Source organism: Pacificoceanicola onchidii (assembly GCF_004804335.1).
GTDB classification, from domain to species: domain Bacteria; phylum Pseudomonadota; class Alphaproteobacteria; order Rhodobacterales; family Rhodobacteraceae; genus Pacificoceanicola; species Pacificoceanicola onchidii.
In genome coordinates, this window is record NZ_SRXY01000007.1 from 258,198 (window position 1) to 281,479 (window position 23,282).

Annotated in this window: 21 protein-coding genes; 12 read left to right on the forward strand and 9 right to left on the reverse strand. The window is 61.3% G+C overall.

The annotated features are described in order from the left end of the window. Positions 1-85 precede the first annotated feature (85 nt). The gene (locus E4662_RS18505) at positions 86-982 is read left to right on the forward strand and encodes an EamA family transporter (protein ID WP_136443092.1); all 897 of its coding nucleotides are present in this window, start codon (positions 86-88) and stop codon (positions 980-982) included. Here the strand turns inward: E4662_RS18505 and E4662_RS18510 are convergent. From E4662_RS18510 to E4662_RS18530, 5 genes are all read right to left on the reverse strand, one after another. Further along, positions 934-2,529, reverse strand: coding sequence for an ABC transporter ATP-binding protein (locus tag E4662_RS18510; RefSeq protein WP_136443093.1), 1,596 nt, complete (start codon positions 2,527-2,529; stop codon positions 934-936). The genes E4662_RS18505 and E4662_RS18510 overlap by 49 nt on opposite strands. After that, complete coding sequence (locus tag E4662_RS18515) at positions 2,526-3,632, reverse strand: ABC transporter permease (RefSeq protein WP_136443094.1); 1,107 nt, start codon at positions 3,630-3,632, stop codon at positions 2,526-2,528. The genes E4662_RS18510 and E4662_RS18515 overlap by 4 nt, the downstream gene beginning before the upstream one ends. Before the next feature lie 4 nt (positions 3,633-3,636). After that, positions 3,637-4,710: a microcin C ABC transporter permease YejB gene (locus E4662_RS18520; protein WP_136443095.1), complete on the reverse strand. Its 1,074-nt coding sequence runs from the start codon at positions 4,708-4,710 to the stop codon at positions 3,637-3,639. Between the two features lie 6 nt (positions 4,711-4,716). After that, the gene (locus tag E4662_RS18525) at positions 4,717-6,612 is read right to left on the reverse strand and encodes an extracellular solute-binding protein (protein WP_136443096.1); all 1,896 of its coding nucleotides are present in this window, start codon (positions 6,610-6,612) and stop codon (positions 4,717-4,719) included. Positions 6,613-6,814: 202 nt separating this feature from the next. Beyond that, the gene (locus E4662_RS18530; RefSeq protein WP_136443097.1) at positions 6,815-7,330 is read right to left on the reverse strand and encodes a c-type cytochrome; all 516 of its coding nucleotides are present in this window, start codon (positions 7,328-7,330) and stop codon (positions 6,815-6,817) included. A gap of 127 nt (positions 7,331-7,457) precedes the next feature. On the opposite strand from E4662_RS18530, the gene E4662_RS18535 reads away from it, so the two are divergent. Further along, positions 7,458-8,291 (forward strand): prephenate dehydratase, encoded by an 834-nt coding sequence (locus tag E4662_RS18535; protein WP_136443098.1) that lies wholly within the window; start codon positions 7,458-7,460, stop codon positions 8,289-8,291. On the opposite strand, the gene E4662_RS18540 is transcribed toward E4662_RS18535, so the two are convergent. Further along, the gene (locus E4662_RS18540; RefSeq protein WP_136443099.1) at positions 8,288-8,737 is read right to left on the reverse strand and encodes a methylated-DNA--[protein]-cysteine S-methyltransferase; all 450 of its coding nucleotides are present in this window, start codon (positions 8,735-8,737) and stop codon (positions 8,288-8,290) included. The two genes, E4662_RS18535 and E4662_RS18540, sit on opposite strands and share 4 nt — an antisense overlap. Before the next feature lie 88 nt (positions 8,738-8,825). Between E4662_RS18540 and E4662_RS18545 the strand changes: the two genes are divergently transcribed. Then, a complete protein-coding gene (locus E4662_RS18545) occupies positions 8,826-9,314 on the forward strand; it encodes a hypothetical protein (RefSeq protein WP_136443100.1) in 489 nt (162 codons plus the stop codon). A gap of 54 nt (positions 9,315-9,368) precedes the next feature. Here the strand turns inward: E4662_RS18545 and E4662_RS18550 are convergent, their stop codons facing one another. The 3 genes from E4662_RS18550 to E4662_RS18560 are packed head-to-tail and all read right to left on the reverse strand — an operon-like array spanning position 9,369 to position 12,294. Then, a complete protein-coding gene (locus E4662_RS18550) occupies positions 9,369-9,929 on the reverse strand; it encodes a TadE/TadG family type IV pilus assembly protein (protein WP_136443101.1) in 561 nt (186 codons plus the stop codon). A gap of 11 nt (positions 9,930-9,940) precedes the next feature. Next, entirely contained in the window at positions 9,941-10,477 is a 537-nt protein-coding gene (locus tag E4662_RS18555; protein WP_136443102.1) for a TadE/TadG family type IV pilus assembly protein, read from the reverse strand. Continuing rightward, entirely contained in the window at positions 10,474-12,294 is a 1,821-nt protein-coding gene (locus E4662_RS18560) for a VWA domain-containing protein (RefSeq protein ID WP_136443103.1), read from the reverse strand. The genes E4662_RS18555 and E4662_RS18560 overlap by 4 nt, the downstream gene beginning before the upstream one ends. Positions 12,295-12,638: 344 nt before the next feature. Here E4662_RS18560 and E4662_RS18565 point away from each other — a divergent pair, with 344 nt between their 5' ends. The 9 genes from E4662_RS18565 (at position 12,639) to E4662_RS18605 (ending at position 23,258) form a co-directional block, all read left to right on the forward strand. Then, positions 12,639-14,075 (forward strand): Glu/Leu/Phe/Val family dehydrogenase, encoded by a 1,437-nt coding sequence (locus tag E4662_RS18565; RefSeq protein ID WP_136443104.1) that lies wholly within the window; start codon positions 12,639-12,641, stop codon positions 14,073-14,075. A 705-nt stretch (positions 14,076-14,780) separates the two neighbouring features. Continuing rightward, a complete protein-coding gene (locus E4662_RS18570; protein ID WP_168798017.1) occupies positions 14,781-16,520 on the forward strand; it encodes a TadE/TadG family type IV pilus assembly protein in 1,740 nt (579 codons plus the stop codon). 8 nt (positions 16,521-16,528) lie between these two features. Further along, positions 16,529-17,053 (forward strand): TadE/TadG family type IV pilus assembly protein, encoded by a 525-nt coding sequence (locus tag E4662_RS18575; protein ID WP_240705243.1) that lies wholly within the window; start codon positions 16,529-16,531, stop codon positions 17,051-17,053. A 5-nt stretch (positions 17,054-17,058) separates the two neighbouring features. Then, positions 17,059-17,616 (forward strand): TadE/TadG family type IV pilus assembly protein, encoded by a 558-nt coding sequence (locus E4662_RS18580; protein ID WP_136443107.1) that lies wholly within the window; start codon positions 17,059-17,061, stop codon positions 17,614-17,616. A gap of 121 nt (positions 17,617-17,737) precedes the next feature. Next, the gene (locus E4662_RS18585) at positions 17,738-18,991 is read left to right on the forward strand and encodes a sarcosine oxidase subunit beta family protein (RefSeq protein ID WP_136443170.1); all 1,254 of its coding nucleotides are present in this window, start codon (positions 17,738-17,740) and stop codon (positions 18,989-18,991) included. A gap of 22 nt (positions 18,992-19,013) precedes the next feature. Further along, positions 19,014-19,514: a hypothetical protein gene (locus tag E4662_RS18590; RefSeq protein WP_136443108.1), complete on the forward strand. Its 501-nt coding sequence runs from the start codon at positions 19,014-19,016 to the stop codon at positions 19,512-19,514. Positions 19,515-19,518: 4 nt separating this feature from the next. Next, on the forward strand, positions 19,519-19,785 hold the full coding sequence (locus tag E4662_RS18595; protein WP_136443109.1) for a sarcosine oxidase subunit delta: 267 nt from the start codon (positions 19,519-19,521) through the stop codon (positions 19,783-19,785). After that, on the forward strand, positions 19,775-22,711 hold the full coding sequence (locus E4662_RS18600; protein WP_136443110.1) for a sarcosine oxidase subunit alpha family protein: 2,937 nt from the start codon (positions 19,775-19,777) through the stop codon (positions 22,709-22,711). The genes E4662_RS18595 and E4662_RS18600 overlap by 11 nt, the downstream gene beginning before the upstream one ends. Continuing rightward, positions 22,704-23,258 carry a sarcosine oxidase subunit gamma gene (locus tag E4662_RS18605; protein WP_136443111.1) on the forward strand — a complete coding sequence of 185 codons (555 nt, stop codon included), beginning with the start codon at positions 22,704-22,706 and terminating at the stop codon, positions 23,256-23,258. Before E4662_RS18600 ends, E4662_RS18605 begins: the two co-directional genes overlap by 8 nt. Positions 23,259-23,282 lie beyond the last annotated feature (24 nt).

Genomic DNA, 23,282 nt, shown 5'->3' on the forward strand with positions numbered 1-23,282 from the left:
GGGTGATTTTGGCTCATGTATCTTGACGTCGAGATAAATGGATATATCTTGATGTCAGGATAAATGACCTGTTGGACGAAAAACCATGACCCGCACTCAAGACATACTCCTGACAGCGCTGGCCCCTGCGGCCTGGGGCGCGTCTTACATCATTTCATCCGAACTCCTGCCCGGCGCGCCGCCAGTGATGGTGGCCGCCTTGCGCGCGCTTTCGGCCGGGGCGCTGTTGCTGCTGGTCACACGGCAAGTCCCGCGCAAGGACTGGATCGGGCGGCTTCTGGTGCTGGGCGTTCTGAACTTTGCTTTGTTTTTCAGCATGCTTTTCATCGCCGCTTATCGCCTGCCGGGCGGCGTGGCGGCGACCCTGGGCGCGACGCAGCCGCTGTTTGTGCTGTTCCTGGCGTGGCTCTGGCTGTCTACCCCCTTGTCTTTGGCTGCCATCGGCGCGGCGGTGACTGGGCTCGCGGGGGTCGGTCTGCTCATCCTTGGCCCGAATGCAGTGTTCGACTGGATCGGCATCGCGGCGGCGCTGGCTGGGGCAGTGTCCATGGCGGCGGGCACGGTTCTGGCGCGGCGCTGGCAATTGCCGGTTGCGCCGCTGACCTTCGCCGCCTGGCAACTGCTGGCGGGCGGGCTGGTCCTGTTGCCGATTGCGCTGCTCGTTGACCCACGCCTTCCGGTTCTGGATACGCGCGGTGTTCTGGGCTTGCTCTGGCTTGGCACTTTTGGCGGCGCCTTGGCCTATTGGGCTTTCTTTCGCGGGATCCGTCGGCTGGGGCCTGCGGCGGTGGCCGGGCTCGGCTTCCTCAGCCCGCTATCCGCGGTTCTGCTCGGCTGGGGGATTCTCGGCCAGGCGCTCACGCCGATGCAGATGCTCGGTGCGGCACTGGTGCTTGGATCGGTCTGGGCGGGACAAAGGGCAAATCGCCCGGCTCAGCCCGCCCGTTCGAGGAACGCCGCGTTGAACAGTGCGCGGGTGTAGGGATCCTGCGGGTTGTCGAAAAGGTCAGCGGCCTCGCCCGCCTCAACCACGTCACCTTGCTTCATCACGATGACCTTGTGGCTCATGGCGCGCACGACCTTCAGATCGTGGCTGATGAAGAGATAGGCGAGGTTGTACTTGGCCTGAAGCTTGCGCAGCAGATCGACGATCTGCACCTGAACCGTCATATCAAGCGCGCTTGTCGGCTCATCGAGCACCACAAGCCGGGGCCGCAGCACCATGGCGCGGGCGATGGCGATGCGCTGGCGCTGACCGCCGGAAAACTCGTGCGGGTAGCGGTGCATCGTTGCCGGATCGAGGCCAACCTCGGTCATGACTTCGGTCACAAGCTCCCGCGCCGGACGTCCATCGGGGGAGCCGTGCACGCCAAGCCCTTCGGCGATGATCTGCTCGCAGGTCATGCGGGGGGAGAGGGAGCCAAAGGGATCCTGAAAGACGATCTGCATCTCCGAGCGCAGTCGCCTGAGTTCGCGCGTCGACCATTTGCGCAGATCCTGCCCGCGATAGGAAATGCCGCCCTCGGAGCCGATCAGCCGCATGATGGCGAGCGCCAGCGTGGTCTTGCCTGACCCGCTTTCACCCACGATCCCCACGGTTTCCCCGGCCCGGACCGCCATGGAGGCGTCATTGACCGCCTTCACGTAGCCCACGGTGCGTTTCAGCAAGCCGCGCTGGATCGGGAACCAGATTTTCAGGTTCTCGGTGCGGGCGATTTCCTCGGCATCGGCGGGGACTGGCTCGGGCAGGCCCGTGCTTTCCGCCGACAGGAGCATTTGCGTGTACGCATGTTGCGGATTGTCGAAGATTTCCAGCGTCGGCCCCTGTTCGACAATCTCGCCGTTCTTCATCACACAGACCCGATCCGCGAATTTGCGCACGATGGTCAGATCGTGGGTGATGAACAGAAGGCTCATGTTTTCCGAAGCTTTCAGCTCCGCCAGTAGCTCCAGAATCTGCGCCTGAATGGTCACGTCGAGCGCCGTTGTCGGCTCGTCCGCGATCAGAAGCTCTGGCCCGTTGGCCAGCGCCATGGCGATCATGACGCGCTGGCGCTGCCCGCCGGACAGCTGGTGCGGATAAGAGGTGAGGCGGTTTTCCGGATCGCGAATGCCGACCTTGTTGAGCAGGTCGATGATGCGGGCGCGGGCCTTGTCGCCGGTGAGGCCCTGATGCAGCAGCAGGCTTTCGGCGAGCTGTTTTTCGATTGTGTGCAGCGGGTTGAGTGAGGTCATCGGCTCCTGGAAGATGAAGCTGATGTCATTGCCGCGCACGTCGCGCAGAAGTTTGTCCGGCGCGCCGATCATCTCCTGATCGTTGTAGCGCACGGAGCCTTCGACGGTTGCGGCATCCCCGAGAAGGGAGACCGTGGAGAGCGCCGTGACAGACTTGCCCGACCCGGATTCGCCGACCAAGGCCACGGTCTCGCCGCGCGCAATGTCAAAGCTGACGCCTTTGACGGCCATGGTGCTCTGACCGTCCTGCGAAAAGCTGACCTTGAGGTCTTTCACTTCAAGGATGTGGCTCATGTGAAGGTCTTTCGCGGGTCAAAGGCATCGCGCACGCCTTCGAAGATGAAGACAAGCAGGGAGAGCATCACCGCAAAGACGGTGAAGGCCGTGAAGGCGAGCCATGGGGCTTGCAGGTTTTGTTTGGCTTGCAGGGTCAACTCGCCGAGCGACGGGGCCGAAGAGGGCAGGCCAAAGCCGAGGAAATCGAGGCCAGCCAGCGTGCTGATCGTGCCGGTGACGATGAAGGGCAGCATGGTCAGGGTGGCGACCATGGCATTGGGCAGCATGTGGCGGAACATGATGGTCCAGTTCGACACGCCCAAAGCGCGGGCGGCGCGGACGTATTCGAGGTTGCGGGCGCGCAGGAACTCGGCACGCACCACGCCCACAAGCGCTGTCCAGCCGAACAGGATCGACAGGACCACCAAGAGCCAGAAACTTCGCCCAAGGATCGCAAAGAGGATGATGATCACGTAGATCGACGGGGTTGCGCCCCAGATCTCGATCACTCGCTGGAATATCAAATCCAGCCAACCGCCGAAGAAGCCCTGCAACGCCCCGGCGATGATGCCGATGATCGAGGCGCAGATGGTGACGATCAGGGTAAAGAGGATCGACAGGCGGAAGCCATAGATCACCCGCGCGAGCACGTCCCGTTTGGTGTCATCCGTGCCGAGCCAGTTTTGGTCATTCGGGGGCAGGGGGGCCGCGCCGGGGCGGTCCACGGGGGTGGTGTAGCTGTAGGGGATGAGCGGCCAGAGCATCCAGCCTTTCTCAAAGTCGCCTTCCAAAGCCTCGCCGCTGTCCACCGCTTCGATCAGGTCTTCGGGCGCGTCAAAGCAATCCTCCAGCCCGCCGGTCTTGATCAGACATTGCACCTCCGGGTCGCGGTAGGCGGCCTCGGTTCGGAAATCCCCGCCAAAGGCGGTCTCCGGGTAGAAGTTGAAGATGGGGGTGAAGTACTCGCCGCGGTAATTGACCACGATGGGTTTGTCGTTGGCGATGAACTCCGCAAAGAGCGAGAGGATAAAGAAGAACAGGAATATCCAGAGAGACCAGAACGCACGGCCATTGCGGCGGAAGTTGCGCCAGCGGCGTTGGTTGAGAGGGGAGAGTGCCATGTCGTCAGCCCTCCCGCTTTTCAAAGTCGATGCGCGGATCGACGAAGACATACATCAGGTCCGACAGGATATTCACCACAAGGCCGATCAGGCCAAAGATAAAGAGCGTGCCGAAGATCACCGGGTAATCGCGCGCCACGGCGGCTTCGAACCCGAGACGGCCCAGCCCGTCGAGCGAAAAGATCGTCTCGATGATCAGCGAGCCGGAGAAGAACACGCCGATGAACACCGCCGGAAAGCCCGCGATGACAATCAGCATGGCGTTGCGGAAGATGTGACCATAGAGGACGCGTTGTTCCGTGAGGCCCTTGGCGCGGGCGGTGATGACGTAGTGTTTCTTGATCTCGTCAAGAAAGCTGTTCTTGGTCAGCAGGGTGAGCGTGGCAAAAGCGGAAATCGTCGAGGCGATGACCGGCAGGGCGATGTGCCAGAAGTAATCGCCGATTTTGCCGATGAGGCTGAGATCGTCGAAATTGTCGGAGGTCAGGCCACGCAGCGGGAAGATCTGCCAGTAACTGCCGCCTGCGAAGAGTACGAGCAGGAGGATGGCAAAGAGAAAGCCGGGGATGGCGTAGGCGACGATGATCGCGCCGGAGGTCCATGTGTCAAAGCTGGACCCGTCCTTCACCGCTTTGCGAATGCCGAGCGGGATCGAGATGATATAGGCGATCAGCGTGGACCACAGGCCAAGGCTGATGGAGACGGGCATCTTTTCGATCACTAGATCAATGACCGAGATGGACCGGAAGTAACTCTCGCCAAAGTCCAGCGTCATGTAGTTCCACAGCATGTTCAGGAAGCGTTCGAGCGGCGGTTTGTCGAAGCCGAATTCTTTCTCCAGCTGCTCGATGAAATCCGGCGGCAGGCCTCTGCGGCCCACGCCGTCTTCGCCTGCGGCGGCAACCTCGCCGCCACCACCTGCGATGCCCTGGAACACGTCACCCTCGCCCTCGATCTGGGCGATGATCTGCTCAATTGGCCCGCCGGGGACAAACTGGACGAGGGCGAAGTTGATGATCATGATCCCGATCAGCGTCGGGATGATGAGCAGCAGTCGTCTGAGGATATAGGCGCCCATGGGGGGTTAAAGCGCCCCGGCGTCGCGCAGCGCCTGCGCCTTGTCCTCGTCCCACCACCAGATCGAGCTTTCACCCATGGACAGCGGCGGCGGGTTGTCGGCGTAGGGGCGGCCAAACACATCGCGGTAGGCGATGGTGTGCGTGCCCTTTGTCCATTGCGGCACCCAGATGTGCATGGCGCGCAGAACGCGGTCGAGCGCATGGACGGCCACGTCCAGTTCTTCGCGCGTTTTGGCATCGGCAATCACGCGGATCAACTTGTCGACGCCTTCGTTCGAAAGGCCCGCCACGTTCACGGAGCCGGGCGTGTCCACCGAAGCGGAGCCAAAGATTTGCTGAAGCTCATCACCGGGGGTCTGCGACATGGCGAAACGCTGGGTGACCATGTCGTAATCGAAATTCTTCTCACGCTCCTGCGCTTCGGCGGGGTCCACGCGGTTGGCGGAGGCGTCGATGCCGAGGCGTTTCAGGTTTTCGATATAGGGGTTGATGATGCGGTCAAAGCTGGGGCTGTCGTTCAGCACCTCGATCTCCAGCTTCACGCCGTCCTTGTAGCGGAAACCATCGTCCCCCACGACCCAGCCCGCCTCTTCGAGCATCTTGCCCGCGCGCCGCAGGGCGCGGCGGTCTGCGAGGTCTGCGGCTTTGGACGTGGCCGGAACATAAGCCTCTTCTGTAAAGACGGTTTCCGGGAAGTACTCGCGCAGCGGCTCAAGGATGGCCAGTTCCGCTTCGGAGGGCATGCCGGTGGCCTCGAGGGTCGGGGAGTTTTCCCAGAAGCTGTCGGTGCGGTTGTAGAGGCCGTAGAACAGGCTCTCATTCGACCATTCGAAGTTGAAGGCCATGCCGATGGCTTCACGCACGCGCGGATCGCTGAACTTGTCGCGGCGGAGGTTGAACCAGAAGCCCTGCGTGCCGGAGGGGCGGCCATCGGGCAGCACTTCTTTCTGAACATAGCCCGCGTTCAGGTCCGGGAAATCGTAACCGGTGCCCCAGACTTTTGAGCTGTACTCTTCGCGGAAGAGATAGGCCCCGCCTTTGAAGGCCTCAAAGGCTGTGGTGTAATCGGCGAAGTACTCGAACTTGATCGTGTCGAAGTTGTTCTGACCCACGTTGATCGGCAGATCGGCGGCCCAGTAATCATCGCGGCGCTTGTAGGTTACGGATTTTCCGGGCTCGACGCTGTCGAGCAGATAGGCACCGGAGCCGAGCGGTGGCTCAAGGCTGCTTTCGGTGAAATCCACGGTCTCATAGTAGGCTTCCGACAGGATCGGAATGCCGCCGGCGGTCATCAGAAGTTCACGCAGCGGGCCTTCGGGATCGAAGGTGAACTTGATCGTGTGATCGTCGATCACTTCGACGGATTTGAAGTACTGGAAGGTGGTCTTGAAGGAGGGGCGGCCCTTGTCCTTCAGGATGTTGTAGGAAAACAGAACGTCCTGCGCGCGCACCGGGGAGCCGTCGCTGAACTGCGCCTCGGGCCGCATGCGGAAGATCACCCACTCCCGGTTTTCCGGATATTCGAGGCTTTCCGCCACGAGCCCGTACATCGCGTCCGGCTCTTCAAGATTGCCGGACATGAGCGTGTCATAGAAGACGGAGGCCCCGGCGGCGGCGTTGCCCTTGAGGATATAGGGTGTGAGGCTGTCGAAGGTGCCGAAGGCCCATGTGGAGAACTCGCCGCCCTTGGGCGCATCGGGGTTCACATAGTCAAAATGGGTGTAATCCGCATCGTATTTCAGGTTGCCAAAGGTCGAGACGCCATGCGCTTCGATCGTATCCCCTTCGGCGGAGGCGAAGGTCGCCGCAAAGGCGAGCACAAGCGCACCAAGCGCCACGGCGGTGGGTTTGACCCGGGATGGCAGCGTGATGCTCTGGCTGCGGGCTTCGTGTCTGTCCATGTGCTCTCCCCTTGCGATTGGGGCCATTTTCGGCCTGTTAACCATGTTATTGGGGCTAGGCTTGCATTGATCAAGTTGAGATTGCGTAAACGTGAGCAATCTCACGCGCCATTTGATCAGTCTGCGTGACATGAATGCCGAACACGAAAAAGGGCCGCACCCTGTGGCGCGGCCCTTCGGAAAATCGGAAGTGTGGTTGAGATCAACCGCCGACGGACTGCAGATAGGCGATCAGGTTCGCGCGATCCGTGTCCTTCTTCAGGCCTTTGAAGCTCATGGTGGTGCCGCTGGCGGAGCCTTTGACGTCCGTCAGGAAGGTGTTCAGGTTTTCCGGGGACCATGTGTCGCCAACCTGGTTGAGCGCACCGGAGTAGCCGAAGCCGTCGATCGCGCCGATCGGTCGATCCACAACGCCATTGAGGTAGGGGCCGGTTGCGTTGGAGCCGTCGAGCTTGTGGCAAGCCTTGCACTTGCCAAAGACTTTCGAGCCCTTGTCAACGTCGGCCGCGGCAAGAAGCGTGGCGAAGTCAACCTCTTCTTCGGGCTCGGAGGAGCCGCCGGTTTCCACCTCGATCACATAGGCTGCCGTCTGCTCGCCGTGACCGTGGCCACCGCCGGTGTGGTATAGCACCTCAGCACCCCACTTGCCCAGCAGGAAAACCAGGAAGGTGCCGCAGACACCGCCCACGATTTTTGTCAATGTCATCGTATCCAGCATGAGTAGCCCTGTTTGTTCGAAACTTGGTTCGGCGGCTATCTACGGCTTCCCTTCGCACATGGCAAGGTATAGAAGCCGCGACCAATCGCCCGATCCGGGGATTTTGCACTTTTTGGGAGTGGCTGCCATGAGCAACTGCATCGCCTTTCAGGGGGAATTGGGCGCCTATTCGCACCAGGCCTGCGCCAACGCGCGGCCCGACATGGAACCATTGCCGTGCAAAACCTTTGAGGATGTGATCGACGCCGTCAAAAGCGGCAAAGCGGCGCTGGCCATGCTTCCGGTGGAAAACACGATCTATGGCCGTGTTGCGGACATTCACCGCCTTCTGCCCGAAAGCGGGCTCAAGATCATCGGAGAGGCGTTTGTGCGTGTGCACATCAATCTTCTGGGGGTGCAGGGCGCGAAGCTCGAAGACGTGAAAGAGGCGCATTCCCACGTTGTTCTCTTGCCGCAATGCGCCGGATTCCTGAAGGAGCACGGGATTCGCGGGCGGGTGAATGCGGACAATGCCCGCGCCGCGCGCGAGATTTCCGAGCGCGGTGAACCTGCGGTTGCGGCGCTTGCGAGCGAGCTGGCGGCTCAGATTTACGGGCTCGACGTGCTGGCACGGCACATCGAAGACACCGATTCCAACACCACCCGCTTCTTGCTCATGGCCGATCAGGGCGACAACGCGCGCCGGGGTGAGCACGGGATGATGACAACTTTTGTCTTCCAGGTGCGCAACATTCCGGCGGCCTTGTACAAGGCGATGGGCGGTTTCGCGACAAACGGCGTAAACATGACCAAGCTCGAAAGCTACATGGTTGGCGGCTCTTTTACCGCAACGCAGTTTTATGCGGATATCGAAGGGCACCCGGAGGATCCGGCCGTGAAACGGGCGCTCGAAGAGCTGGAATACTTCACCTCGATGCTCGAAATCCTCGGGGTGTATCCGCGCGATTCGCAGCGCGACTAGATCAGCAGGGACGCGGCCCCCTCAAGGCGCAGCAGTTGCACCTTCGTCTCGATGCCGGTGCCGCCCGAAAAGCCGCCCAGTCCGCTTGCGCCCAGCACGCGGTGGCAAGGGATGATGATCGGGATCGGATTGCCGCCGCAGGCCTGACCGATGGCCTGCGCCGGTACACCCAGATCACGCGCCAGATCCCCGTATTGCCGGGTTTCTCCAAAGGGGATTGCGGACATGGCGGCGCAAACGGCGCGCTGAAAATCGCTGCCGTTGACCTGCAAAGGCAGATCGAAGGTCTCGCGCGCCCCGGCACAATAGGCCAGCACCTGCGCTTCGGCTTCGCGCAACAGGGGCGTGTCCTCTGCATCGCCATCCCGCCAGGCGAGTTTGGTGATGGCATCATCCGTTGCAACAACTGTCAGCCGTCCAAACGGGGTGTCGAAAGCGCGTTCCATACCGTGATTTGCCTTTTCGTCACGAGTTGCGCATTCAAATTCGCCCAGCGAGGCTGTAAGGGCAAGTCAACGATAGGAGGCAAGAGCCATGGATCAGAACGAACTGGCGCGCATTGGCGCATCCGCGGGACGGCGCGTGATTGGCGTGGGCGCGCTTTTGGGTCTGGGGGCTTTGCTGCTTTACGTGGCGCTTGTGACCCCCTTTGCCAATGTGATCTGGCAGGGTGCGATGATTGCCTGCGGGCTGGCGGCGATCTGGGGCTCGCAAGCCATGTGGCGCGCGACAAGCATCGAGTTGATCCTCACCGAAGAGGGTTTGTTCGAAGACAACGGCGCCGTGCTTGCCCTGATGGACAACGTCGAGAAGGTCGATCGTTCGCCTTTTGCGATGAAGCCGTCCAACGGTTTCCTGATCATTCTGCGCGAGCCGATGCCGCGCGCCTGGCGGCCCGGTCTTTGGTGGCGCACCGGCAAGCGGGTTGCGGTTGGCGGGGTGACATCTGGCGGCGTGACCAAACCCGTCGCGGACATCATGACGCTTCGGGTCAAACAACGCGACGGCAGCATGGAGCTGTGACGCGAAAAACCCCCGGCCTGCGCCGGGGGTTTTTGTTTGCAGAGCGTTTTGGCCTCAGTTCAGACCGGCAACCACCAGTTTCGGCGTATAACGCGGGCGGGTGAAGCTGTAGGCGGTGATGGTGAAGGCATCGAGGCCGATGTTGAACACCGGATCATGCGCGTCCCAGGTCTCCACGAGAACCAGCTGATCACCGGCAAGCCCATTCGGCAGACGATCCTGGAAGTCCGCCATGTCGGCGCTGGACAGTGCAGCCATGTCACCGCGGGTGTCGGACCACAGGAAGCTCCAGGACGCGGTGTCGCCGTCATATTCGACAAGCGTCAGGCGCAGCGCCGTGCCGGTGGGTTCGGCCTGGGTCAGGACCCGCAGCAGCTCATAGGTGCTGTCGACATAATCGTCACCGATCTCGTTGGTCTCGCGGGAGAGCATGTCGGAGATCACGAAGTTGGCCTTCTGGTTCACCGATTGCTGGCGGAATGCATCGAAGTAGACCCAGCAAGCGGCAAAGAGCCAGAGCAGCACGGGCATGATGATGATGGCTTCAAGCGTGACGTATCCATCTTCGTCGCGGCGGAAGCGGCGGAGAAGTTTGGCGGGGGCTTTGATATCCATGAGGCCTCTCCTTAGCTGGGTTCGTTGACGAAGGCGGTGGATGTGACGATGGCGGTGTAGCCTGCCGCATCCTTGGCAAGGCTGGAGCTGAGCGTGCCCGCCGGGGTGATCGGCTGATACTTGTAGCAGGCGCGGAGCAGCATGATTTCCTGATCGCCACCACGGTAGTAGCTGCGCACCGGGTTGATGTCCTGGCTGACGTCGACGCAATCGGCGCTGGCTTCGGGCGCGGACCAGTTGCGCATGTCGAGGCTGACCATTTCGAGGCGCAGCATCTCGTCACAGGCGGGCAACACGGCGGCGGTGGCGCAGATCTGGGCCTTCAGCTCGTCGTGGGTCGTCAGGGCGCTGCTGTCGAGCCGCAGATCGCGGACCGTATCGTCCATGGCGCGTTCCAGCGCCGTCTGGCGGATCGTCACGGTGCCCAGTTCGATGGCCGAGAGGATCAGCACGAGGAAGACCGGGGTCCAGAGGGCGAAGGGCACCACCATGGAGCCGCTTTCCTCCGTGCGGAACCGGGTGAAGGCGTTGGTTACACGAGCAATCATTGGATCAACCTCAGGGTCTGGAGGGTGCGGGCGATGGCAGAGAAGGTCTCATTCAACTCGCTGCCATTCACATCGTAGTAGTGGGCCGGGGAGGTGGCGCAGTCGCTCATGGCCGCAAGACCGGCCGCGGGGGCTTCGACACCAATGGCATAGATCACCACGCCGTTGTCCTTGGCCGCGCCGCAGACCTGGCTCAGGTAGGCATCGGCGGTCGAGCCGTTTTGAGTGACTTCGTAGGCGTAGTAGGCGTCATAGTAGTCGCTGTAGGAAATCACGCCGCGGGAGTAGGCGAACCAGTAGTAGCTGTTACCGATGGCGCTGGTCTTGAGCCGCGCGTGCAGCTCGGTGTTGTCCATCTGGCGCGGCCCGCCGCCCTGGGCGAACTGGTAGCGCGAGGCCATGATGTCCATCAGCGTGCAGGATCCGGCTGTCGTATCGCAGTCGGCGTATTCCGCCATTGCCGCCGAAAGATAGGCTGCCCAGCCAATCGTGGCGCTGGTGTCATAGTCCGGATCGTTCTGCGTCCAGGAATAGGGCTGGTTGCGGAAGGCGTTGTTCGGATCGCTGCTGATCAGGTGCGTCCAGAGGTAGACGTCGTTCGCATCACCGGGGTTGTCGACCATCTTGATCGAAATCCGGTCATCCGAGACGTCAACCGTTCCGTGATCGTCCACCCAGGCATTCGACATGCCGTACTTGCGGTCCGATTTCAGATCGTACTGCGAGGTGTTCTGGCCGTCGGTCATCACCACGATGAATTTCATCGTTTCGGTGTCTTCGAAGGTAGACGGGCGCGGCGTGGTCGGGGCGCTCATGGCGCCGGAGCTGACCATGCCGTCAATGATCGGGCGTGCCGAAGGATCGAGCAGGGACGCCCCCCATTTCACGCCAAGATCAATGGCGGTGTTGCCGTTGGCGACCAGCGCGTCGATCTCTGCCTTGAGCAGGGTCGCATCGCTGCTGTGCGGGATGATCCGCGCGTTGTTGCCAGCGGGGCACCAGGATTCATTGGTCGCCGGGCCACCGCCGTAGGGGTCGAAGTGGGCAATCTGGTTCAGCGCATCCACCGTGTTGACGGCCGTGGTGGCGTAGTCAGAGGATTCGAAGCTCACGCAGTTCGAAAACGGATGCACGGCATCAATGTTGAAATAACCGGCCAGATCGTCGCCAAGGTTCACGGTCGCGCTGTAGGGCACGATGGAAATCGAAACCAGCGGATCGGGGTTGTCGGCGGGCAGCAGGGTGTCCACGAAGGATTTCGCGGCTTCCTTGAGCTGATCCACCTTGGACACGCCCGCGGAGTTGGTGATGTTCATGGAGTTCGAAATGTCCAGCACCAGCGAGATCTCGACGTTGCCCACACCGTTCACGGCGGTGGCAAGGCCGTCCGCCTGAAGCGTGTCGACGCCGATCAGACCCATCAGGTGCGAAGGCATGGTTACGCCGCCGACCGCCGTGATCTGGCGGTTGTTCGCGTCCTGCATGACATCGACGCTTTGCAGCGCGTCCGACATGCCCATGGCCGAAAAATACTGTTCGACGGTTGCGGACGGGTCCATTTCATTGGTGACATTGGCCGCGGCGATCACTGCGCGGTCGAGCGTGTTCTGAACCTTGTTGCGCTTCAGCTCTGCATAGATCATGTCGATCCCGATGCCGCCAAAGACCATCATGACCAGCGCACCGACAACCGCGAAGTAGGACATGCTGCCGGACTGATCAGCCATGAACCGGCCGAGCCAGCCGCCGGTGGCAGACCGGGGTTTGCAGAAAACCGTGTTGGCGATGCGATCAAGACTGTCTGATACCATCTTCATTTCGTTACCTTCCTCCAGCCAGCCATCGGGGGCAGGGCCGCTGGGTCACATTGCGATGGCTGTTTTATGCGTGTGAAAACGGGCCAAATTGGGGCGATTTGAACTGCAATTTCCCCTATTTTTAAGGGTTTTGGTGGACAGTCTGACACCTTTTCGCATTTCTGTTTCGCCCCCGAAAACAGTTGCCCCAGTTTGCCCTCGGCGAGAGCAGAATCGGAGCGCGATTCAGGCGAAAAGATGATTGGGTCTTGGCGATGCTCTTGTTAGGCTCGCCTTGCAATTGGGAGGTGCACGACTGAGTCCCGCAATTCGTGCGGACGACGTGCACAGGAGGAGGCCCCAGCATGTCAGTTGTTCCAAGCAACGAACCAACGTTCCGTGAGTCTGTTGATCTTATGTATAATCGCGCGGTGGCGCTCATGGATCTGCCGCCCGGTCTTGAGGAGAAGATCCGCGTCTGTAACGCGACCTACACCGTGCGCTTTGGCGTGCGCCTGCGCGGCAAGATACACACCTTTACAGGCTACCGGTCTGTTCACTCCGAACATATGGAGCCGGTGAAAGGCGGTATTCGATTTGCTCTGGCCGTTAACCAAGATGAGGTTGAGGCGCTGGCCGCGCTGATGACCTATAAATGCGCTCTGGTCGAAGCGCCCTTCGGCGGCTCGAAAGGGGGGCTGTGTGTGGATCCGCGCGAATATGACGTGCACGAGCTTGAACAGATCACCCGGCGGTTTGCCTACGAGTTGGCCAAGCGCGATCTGATCAATCCGTCCCAGAACGTGCCGGCCCCGGACATGGGGACGGGCGAGCGAGAGATGGCTTGGATTGCGGACCAATACGCCCGCATGAACACCACCGATATCAATGCGCGTGCCTGCGTCACCGGCAAGCCGCTGAACGCCGGGGGCATCTCGGGCCGGGTCGAGGCGACGGGGCGCGGGGTGCAATATGCCCTGCGCGAGTTCTTCCGCTATCCCGAGGACAAGGCGGCTGCCGGGCTGTCCGGGAAGCTCGAAGGCAAGCGGGTCATTGTTCAGGGGCTCGGCAACGTGGGCTACCACGCGGCCAAGTTCCTGAGCGAAGAGGACGGCTCCAAGATCATCGGGATCATCGAGCACGATGGCGCGCTCTATGATGAGCGGGGGCTGGACGTCGAAGCGGTGCGCGACTGGATTGTGCGCCACGGCGGTGTGACGGGCTACCCGGACGCAACGCACACGGCAGAAGGCAGCAGCGTGCTCGAAGCCGAATGCGACATCCTCATTCCGGCGGCGCTGGAAGGGGTGATCAACCTTGGCAACGTGCACGCCATCAAGGCTCCTCTGATCATCGAAGCGGCGAACGGGCCCGTGACGGCGGGTGCGGATGAGGTGCTGCGGGACAAAGGCGTGGTCATTATCCCGGACATGTATGCCAACGCGGGTGGTGTGACCGTGTCCTACTTCGAATGGGTCAAGAACCTCAGCCATATCCGCTTTGGCCGGATGCAGCGGCGTCAGGAAGAGGCGCGCCACCAGCTTGTCGTGGACGAGCTGGAGCGGCTCGATGTGGCGCTGGGCGATGCCTGGAGCATGACGCCGAGCTTCAAGGAGAAGTACCTGCGCGGTGCGGATGAGCTTGAGCTGGTGCGCTCCGGTCTCGATGACACCATGCGGATTGCCTATCAGGCGATGCGGGCTGTCTGGCATGGGCGCGACGACGTCCGAGATCTGCGGACCGCCGCCTATATCGTGGCCATTGACAAGGTGGCGGCGAGCTACCGCGCCAAGGGCCTGTAGGTCCGGGCCCTACCAAAGCGCTCTTGGGCGCCCCGCTGCCACACCGGCAGCGGGGCGTTTTTTGTGGGACGGGGGCCCGGTGCAAAACCCAGGTCTGAACATGGAGCGCACCGCCCGGTCGGCGGACAATGCGGCGGGGTTTCATAAAATCCGCGCCTATGTTCACCCTCTCGCCACATTTCCGAACGGTTTGAATACCGTTTCCTTTCCTAATCTTCACCATACCGGCTGCGAGGCTGCGCCGGTTGCAGGAGCAAGGGGACTGGCATGCGATCCGAAGCCAGACAGAACCCGGCATTCTTGGGGGAAGAAGTCGGACACACCGAAACCATCGCACGCGCGTGGCGCGCTGCGATGTACCGGGTTTGCTACCCCGGTCGCCATGCTGTGTTGGTCAGACAGATCGAAGACGATGGCTCGGACTGCCGCAGAACCCGAGGGTTTGCACGCCCACACTGGACGCCGGGCAGGGCAAAGAGCACCTGCACGACGCGTCTGGCCTCATTCGCGCTGATATCAACCTGGGATTGCCAAAACCTATCCGAAAGGCGTGGTTTTGTTGACGCTCGGTCACCCCGGCAAATGGTTAATACCTTAATTTCGCGCGGCATCCGTACGATTTCCGCCCAACTCTCGGCGCATTTACCAATCATTAACTTATTCAACCCCGCAGCGAGTGAGGGGACGAACGCAAGGAAAACCACTATGAAACGGACGCTGCTTCACGTTGACGCCTTCGCGACTGACGAAGACGGCAACGTCACGATTTTCTCGGTGTTTATGGTCATGTTGATTCTGATCATTACCGGGGCTTCGATCGACATCATGCGCTTCGAAGCCACACGGGCCAAAATGCAGAGCACCATGGACCGTGCGGTTCTCGCCGCTGCGGATCTGGACCAGGAACAGGACCCAACGGCGGTTGTACATGACTACATGAACAAAGCTGGTCTTGAATCGGTTCTCGCCACGGTTTCTGTCGATGACGGACTGAACTACCGAACCGTTCAGGCGGATGGCACAATCGATCTTCAGACGTTTTTCCTAAAGATGTCCGGGTTTGACACGTTAACGGCGCCCGCCAGCAGCACTGCTGAGGAGAAAATCTCCAATATCGAGATTTCGCTTGTGTTGGACGTGTCCGGCTCCATGGGCGGCACGCGTATTGAAAATATGCGCGAAGCGGCATCGCAGTTTGTTGATACCGTCATTGAAGGCAACTCCGAAAGTGGACTGACGACCATATCGGTAGTCCCTTACAACGCGACTGTGAACCTCGGCGATGATGTTTCCACCTACTTCAATCTCGAGAATCTCTATGCAACCCGGTTCCAGAACAATGGCTGGGGGAATGGAGACCAGGACGCGCCAGGGAACTCCCTGTGCCACAACGCTGCCGAGAACTACGAAGAAGGCCAGGCCAGTGCGGCCTGTACTGACGGCGCGGAGCCGATTGTCCACTACTCGAACTGTGCAACATTCGAGGATGCCGACTTCCGCAGCGCCTCGATTGATCCGACGGATGTTCTTGGACGCCTCGCGCACTTCGATCGCTATTCGACGAACCAGTACTCCACATCCCTCTCCAGCCCGTGGTGCAAAACCGGCAGCACAAGCGCCGTGATCGCACACAGCTCGGACGGCACGCTACTGAAAAACCGTATCAACAGCCTTAACGCTGGCGGCAATACAGCCATTGACCTGGGCATGAAATGGGGCGTGGCGCTGTTGGATCCCGCGTTGAACCCGGTGGTTTCCCAGATGGCAACCGATGGTCTCGTGGTGGCGGGTGCTGCAGATCGCCCTTCAGCCTATGACAACGCGGAGGTGATCAAGTTCATCGTTGTCATGACGGATGGTGAAAACACCACCCAGTACGACCTGAAGGAAGAGTACAAGTACGGCAACTCGGAAGTCTATGTCGATGACCGTGGTACAGCGGACAAGAGCGATGACCGCTATTCGGTCAAGGTCATTGACCGCAACGGCGGACATGATGACACCTACTACTGGGTGCGCTTCCGGGATGGCAGCTACAGTGATCGGTACCGGACCTACCCGGACGGTGGCGCAAACGCTGTCCGATTGCCCAATGTCGAACTGTTCTCCCGCTTTGGTACCAAAGCCGCAGCCATCAAGTTCCTCGAAAAGCCCTACTACGACGGGAAAGTATCCTACAGCACTTACTCGAACATGTACTACGGCTCCGAAGCAACCGTGAACGGAAGCTCGGCAGACTCCCGGTTGTCCGCTATCTGCAAAGCTGCACGGGATGAGGGGATTGTCGTCTTTGCGGTCGGGTTTGAAGCCCCTGCCGGAGGACAGGCCGCAATGGAAGACTGCGCGTCCTCTGCCGCCCACTACTTCGATGTCGAAGGTGTTGAAATCACTGAGACGTTCCACGCCATCGCGCGCCAAATCAATAGCCTGAGGTTGATCCAATGATGTATCGTATGTCAGATCTTTTCTCGCGCTTCCGTCGTGACGAAGACGGGAACACGACGATCGAATTCGTAATCTACTTCACGGTCTTCTTCTTCATCCTCGCGGCTGGCGTCGAAGTTGCCTACATCAACCTGCGCCACGCCATGCTGGAACGGGGGGTCGATCTGGCAACGCGGGACATCCGCCTCAGCACAGGCCACATCCCGGCCTATGCGGACGTCCGCACCAAGATCTGCGAAGAGGCCTCCGTGCTGGATGACTGCGAGAACAACCTGCGCCTCGAAATGGTTCAGGTCGACCCGCGCGATCTGTCCGGTGCGCCCGCGGACGCCGACTGCCAGAATGCCGCAGAAGACCCGCGGCCCGTGCGCAGCTTTACCAACGGTCAGGACAACGATCTCATGCTGATCCGCGCCTGCCTGAAGTACAAGCCGATGTTGCCGGGTATCTCGCTGGGCAAGGAACTCAACACGGACTCTGACGGTTATGCACAACTGGTTGTGACATCCGCCTTTGTCCAGGAACCGAGGTAACGACAATGCTTAAGACGCTTCTATCCAAACTGCGCGCATTCCGCCGCGACGAAGCCGGCAACGTCACCATCGAAACGGTGATCTGGCTTCCCCTGATCATCGCCGTGCTTGGCGCCACCTTCTCGCTGCACGATGCGTTCCGTTACAAGAGCCTGAACATCAAGGCGGCTTACACGATCTCCGACGCGCTCTCGCGGGAAACCGATCCGATTGACGGGGCTTACCTCGACGGGATGGTGGACCTGCTGGCTTACCTGACACGCTCCGAAGGGCCGTATTCCCTGCGCGTCACGCTGGTGCGCTACAATGCCAAGAAAAGCAAATACGTATCGGAATGGTCCAAGACGCGCGGCGACTTCAGCCGCCTGCGGACCAAGGATCTGAAAACCATGCACGAGCAGCTTCCGACCTTGCTGCACAATGAGCGGGTGATCGTGGTCGAAACCGCCACGGAGTACGAACCGCCGTTCACAGTGCCCGGGCTGACATCTGACGGGTTGTTCTACAACTACGGCTTCACCCGTCCGCGTTTTGCTCCGAAAATCGTCTGGAGCGACGCCTGACGCCGCGGTGTCGCGCTCTGGCCCGGCTTTGTCGCAAACCGGGCGGGCCACCCCGGACAAGTTATTGCTAGTTTGAAACAGGGCTGCCACGGTGGCCCTGTTTTTTCGTTTGGAGGCAGAAATGCGGTTTTCGGGCCTGAAAGTGCTGAAAGAGGGGCTGACCGGCAACAAAGGCTGGACACCGCATTGGCGCGATCCGGAGCCGAAGGACGCCTATGATATCATCATCATCGGCGGCGGCGGACATGGGCTGGCGACGGCGTTTTATCTCGCCAAGGAACATGGGCTGACCAATATTGCAGTGCTTGAGAAAGGCTATCTCGGCGGTGGTAATGTCGGGCGCAATACGACGATCGTGCGCGCGAACTATGGCCTGCCCGGCAACTCGGAATTCTACTCTCATTCGCTGAAGCTCTGGGAAGGAATGGAGCAAGAGCTGAACTACAACGTCATGCATTCGCAGCGCGGTATTATCAATCTCTTCCATTCCGACGGCCAGCGCGACGCAGCCGCCCGCCGGGGCAATGCCATGGTCAACCAGGGCGATGACGCCATCCTGCTGGATCGCGAAGGGGTGCGGCGGATGCTGCCCTATCTCGACTTCGATACGGCGCGGTTCCCGATCTACGGCGGGCTGTACCATCCACGCGGCGGCACCGCGCGGCACGATGCGGTGGCCTGGGGATACGCGCGCGGGGCGGACATGCGCGGGGTCGATCTGATCCAGAACTGCGAGGTCACCGGCATCGACATCGAAGGCGGGCGGGTCACGGGCGTGCAGACCACGCGCGGGGCGATCCGGGCGAAGAAGGTCGGGATCGTGGTCGCCGGTCGCTCTAGTCAGGTGGCCGCCATGGCCGGGATGCGCCTGCCCATCGAGAGCCACGTTCTGCAAGCCTTTGTCACCGAAGGGCTGAAGCCGGTGATCGACCACGTGGTGACCTTCGGCATGGGGCATTTCTACATCAGCCAGTCCGACAAGGGCGGGCTGGTCTTTGGCGGTGATCTGGATTTCTACGCATCTTATGCGGCGCGGGGCAACTTGCCGATGCAGGAACACGTGATGGAGGCGGCGATGACGCTGATGCCGATGATCGGCAAGGCCAAGCTGCTGCGGTCCTGGGGAGGGATCATGGACATGTCCCCGGACGGCTCGCCGATTATCGACAAGACCGGGATCGAAGGCCTCTATCTCAATTGCGGTTGGTGCTATGGTGGGTTCAAGGCTGTGCCGGGGTCCGGCTTCAGTTTTGCGCACCTGATCGCGCAGGATCGCCCCCATGATCCGGCCGCAGGTTTCCGACTGGACCGTTTTGAGACCGGGCGGGGCCTGATGGACGAGGAGGGGACCGGTGCGCAGCACAACCTGCATTGATTCAATCGGAAAGGGTGGAGCTATGAGTATTTTTTCCAAGAAAACGCAGATGGTTCTGGCTTTGTTGTTTTGCACCGGGGCGGCCTCCGCCGAGGAAATCCGGCCCGGCTGTTATGAACGGGTGTATTCGGATGCGCATCTCGCGGGCCAGCCTGCACAGGTGGTCTCTGAAATTCGCTTTTATGTCGGCGAGTGGCTGACAGAGGTGGCCCGGCGCGGCGCGCTGGAAGTCATCGCTGCCAATCAGGGCCATGCGCGCCGGGATGACAACGCCGGGCGCGTCATGACGCAATTCCTGTTCTGCGGCAGCGAGACTGATGAGACCGTCTGCCAGGTAGAATGTGACGGTGGGTCCTTGTTTGTGACCAGGCAGACCGGAGACAGCCTGACGTTCCGCACCCGCTACCTTCTGGTCGGCAACAGCGAGGAATGCGGGGGGCAGATGGATCTGGCGGAAGTGCCGGGTCAATGGGTGTCTTATCGCCTCAACCGTGTGTCGACGTCTGTTTGCGAAGGTATGTAGCAAGATGAGAATAACCTGCCCGATCTGCGGGGAGCGGGACCGCCGCGAGTTCTATTATCAAGGTGCGGCCAGCATGCTGGACCGTCCGGACCCGGACGCGGACGGGCAGGTCTGGAGCGATTATCTGCACCTGCGCGACAACCCGGCCGGTCTGACGCGGGAGCTTTGGTACCATGAGGCGGGCTGCGGCGCTTGGCTGATCGTGGAGCGCAACACCGTGACCCATGAGATCATCGGCACGGAGCTTGTGGAGGCCGCCGATGCGGATTGAGGGCAAGGGGCGCATTGATCGTGGGAACAAGATTTCCTTCCGGTTCGATGGGCGGGATCATCACGGGTTTGCCGCAGACACGCTGGCCTCGGCCCTGATGGCCGAGGGCGTGCGCCTGATGGGGCGCAGTTTCAAATACCACCGCCCACGCGGCGTGCTGACGCTTGGCTCAGAAGAGCCGAACGCCCTGGTGACTGTGGGGCGTGGCTTGGCTGCGGACCCGAACACACGCGCAACGATGCAGGAGATCTACGAGGGGCTGGAGGCGCGCAGCCAAAACCGCTGGCCCTCGCTCGACTTTGACCTGATGGGCGTGAACGATCTGGCCGCGCCTTTTCTTGGTGCGGGGTTCTATTACAAAACCTTCATGTGGCCCAAGGCCTTCTGGGAAAAGCTCTACGAGCCGGTGATCCGCCGCGCGGCGGGGCTTGGTGCGCTGAGCGGCAAGGCTGATGGCGAGCGTTGTGACAAGGCATTTGCCTTCTGCGATGTGCTGGTGATTGGCGGCGGCCCGGCGGGTTTGATGGCGGCGCTCAGCGCGGCGCAGGCCGGGGCGGATGTGATCCTCTGCGAAGAGGAAAACGGGCTTGGCGGGCGTTTGCGTTATGAGGACGAAGAGATCGGCGGCGGCCGGGCGCATCTCTGGGCCGACGACATGGCGGAGCGGCTCGCCGCGATGGAGAACGTGCGGATCATGACGCGCACGGCGGTGACCGGGGCGTTTGATCAGGGCACATTCGGGGCATTGCAGCGTGTCTCGCACCATCTGGCCAAGCCCGGTAAACGCCCGCGCGAGACATTCTGGCGGATCGCCGCCAAACGCGCGGTGCTTTGCGCGGGGGCTCTGGAGCGACATATCGCATTTCGCGACAATGACCGCCCCGGCGTGATGATGGCGGGCGCGTTGCGCGGCTATCTCAACCGGTTTGGCACGGTGCCGGGGAGAAACGTTGCCGTTTTTGGAAACAACAGCGACGCCCATCGCACCGCGCGCGATCTGGCGCAGGCCGGGGTCAACGTGGTGGCGCTGATCGACAGCCGCCATGACGCCGAAAATCTGGCAGGGGATGTGCCGTTTTATCCCGGCGCTCAGGTGGTGCGGGGGCTTGGGCGCAAAGGGCTTGATGGGATTGTTTTGCGCTTGCCGAACGGGCGCGAAGAGCGGTTCGCGGTGCAGGCGCTGGGCGTGTCCGGTGGCTGGAACCCTTCGGTGCATCTGACCTGCCATATGAACGGGCGTCCGGTTTGGGATGAGCGCCTGCTGGCCTTTGTCCCAAAAGACGGGGCGGTTCCGGGCATGCGCGTCGCCGGCGCGGCGCGGGGCCGGTTTTCGACGGCTGAATGCCTGAAGGAAGGTGCGGATGCCGGTTTGGAAGCGGCCAAGGCATTGGGGTTCTCCGGCGACTTGCCTCGCGTGCCGGACGCCGAGGCGGGCCGGTATCGCATTGGACGGCTGATGGCCGTTGCGGGCAAAGGCCGTGCCTGGCTCGACTTCCAGAACGATGTGACCGTGAAAGACGTCAAACAGGCAGCGGCGGAAAACTTCCGCTCCGTCGAGCATATGAAACGCTATACAACGCAGGGCATGGCCACAGATCAGGGCAAGAGCTCGAACGTTCTGGCGCTTGCAGTGCTTGCGGACGCGACCGGGCGGGAAATCCCGGAGACGGGTACGACCACTTTCCGCCCGCCCTATACCCCGGTTGCGATTGCAGCACTTGGGGCAGGGGCCGAAGGCAAGGGCTTTGCACCGGAACGCTTGACCACTTCGGATGAGAGCACACGGGCGCGCGGCGCGCCGATGATCGAAGCCGGGCTATGGTATCGTCCGTCCTATTTCCCACGTGCCGGGGAGGAAACATGGCGCGACAGCTGTGATCGCGAGGTGCGCATGGTGCGCGAGAATGTCGGGGTTTGTGATGTTTCCACCTTGGGCAAGATTGCTCTGCAGGGGCGAGATGTTGGGGCGTTTCTTGACTTCGTTTATGCCAACACCTTCAGCACGCTCAAACCCGGCCGGGTCCGGTATGGAATCATGCTGCGCGAAGACGGGCATGTGATGGACGATGGCACCACAGCGCGTCTTTCAGAGACGTCCTGGGTCTTGACCACCACCACCGCGGCGGCGGGGCAGGTGGTGCGGCATCTCGATTGGGTGCGGCAGGCGTTTTGCCCGAACATGGACGTGCGGTTTGTCTCTGAAACGGAACAATGGGCGCAATTTGCCGTGGCGGGCCCGAAGGCGCGGGAGTTGGTGAACGACCTGTTGGACACGCCTATAGACGGCGAGGTTTTCCCCTTCATGGCCTGCGCGGAGCGACAGATTTGTGGGGTGAAGGGGCGGCTCTTTCGCATCTCCTTCTCCGGAGAGCATGCCTATGAGGTGGCGGTCCCGGCGCGCTACGGCGCCAGCTTGTTCGGCCTGTTGGCCGACCGCGCGGAAGCGATGGGAGGCGGGGCCTACGGGATGGAGGCGCTCAATGTGCTGCGCATTGAGAAGGGACATATCACACACGCGGAAATCCACGGGCGCACGACCGCCTTTGATATCGGCTTTCAGCGGATGCTGAGCGGAAAAAAAGAGTTTATCGGCAAGGCTTTGGCCGCGCGCCCAGGGCTTTTGGAAGAAAGCCGCGAGCAGCTGGTTGGTCTGCGGGCGCTCAAGCCGGAACAGCCGCTGCCCGCTGGCGGACATCTGTTCGAAACGGACGCAGAGCCGATCCGCGAAAACGATCTGGGCTATATCACCAGCACCTGTTTTTCGCCGACCTTGGGCGAGACGCGGGCGCTGGCCTTCCTGCGCAATGGTCGCGCGCGTCACGGGGATCGGATCCGGATGGTCGATCACTTGCGTGATCAGGTGACGTGGTGCGAGGTGACCGATCCGGTGGCGTTTGACCCTGAGGGAGGGCGGCTTCGTGACTGATTTGATTGCGAAAACCCCGTGCGCGGGGCTTCTGCCGGTCAGCCATGGCGGATGGTCCTTGAGCGAGGTGGACTGTGGGCCGATTACGTGGCTTGCGCCATTCCATGGACAGGCAGAGGCGCTCGATGCGGCGCTGCAGACGGCCCACGGGCTGGGTTTGCCGCGTCCGGGCAACAGCACTCGGGCTGGCGCGGCCCGGTGCCTTTGGTTCGGCAAGGAACAGGTGATGCTGACGGGGGTGGAACCCGGAGATGCGCTCGCACAATGCGCCGCCATGAGCGATCAGAGCGATGGCTGGGCTGTGGTTCGTCTGGAAGGAGCAGACGGCGCAGACGTGCTGGCACGGTTGGTCCCCATCGACTTGCGGCCATCGGCTTTCCCGGACGGGGCGGTCGCGCGCACGTTGTGTCAGCATATGACCGTCACGATCCTGCGCGAAAATGTCGATGCGCTGGTGATTTTCGCCTTCCGCTCCATGGCAAAGACGCTGGTGCATGACGTTGAGACAGCCATGGTTTCGGTTGCCGCGCAGCACGCGGCACCTTAAATAGCCCGTCAACCCAACGGGAGA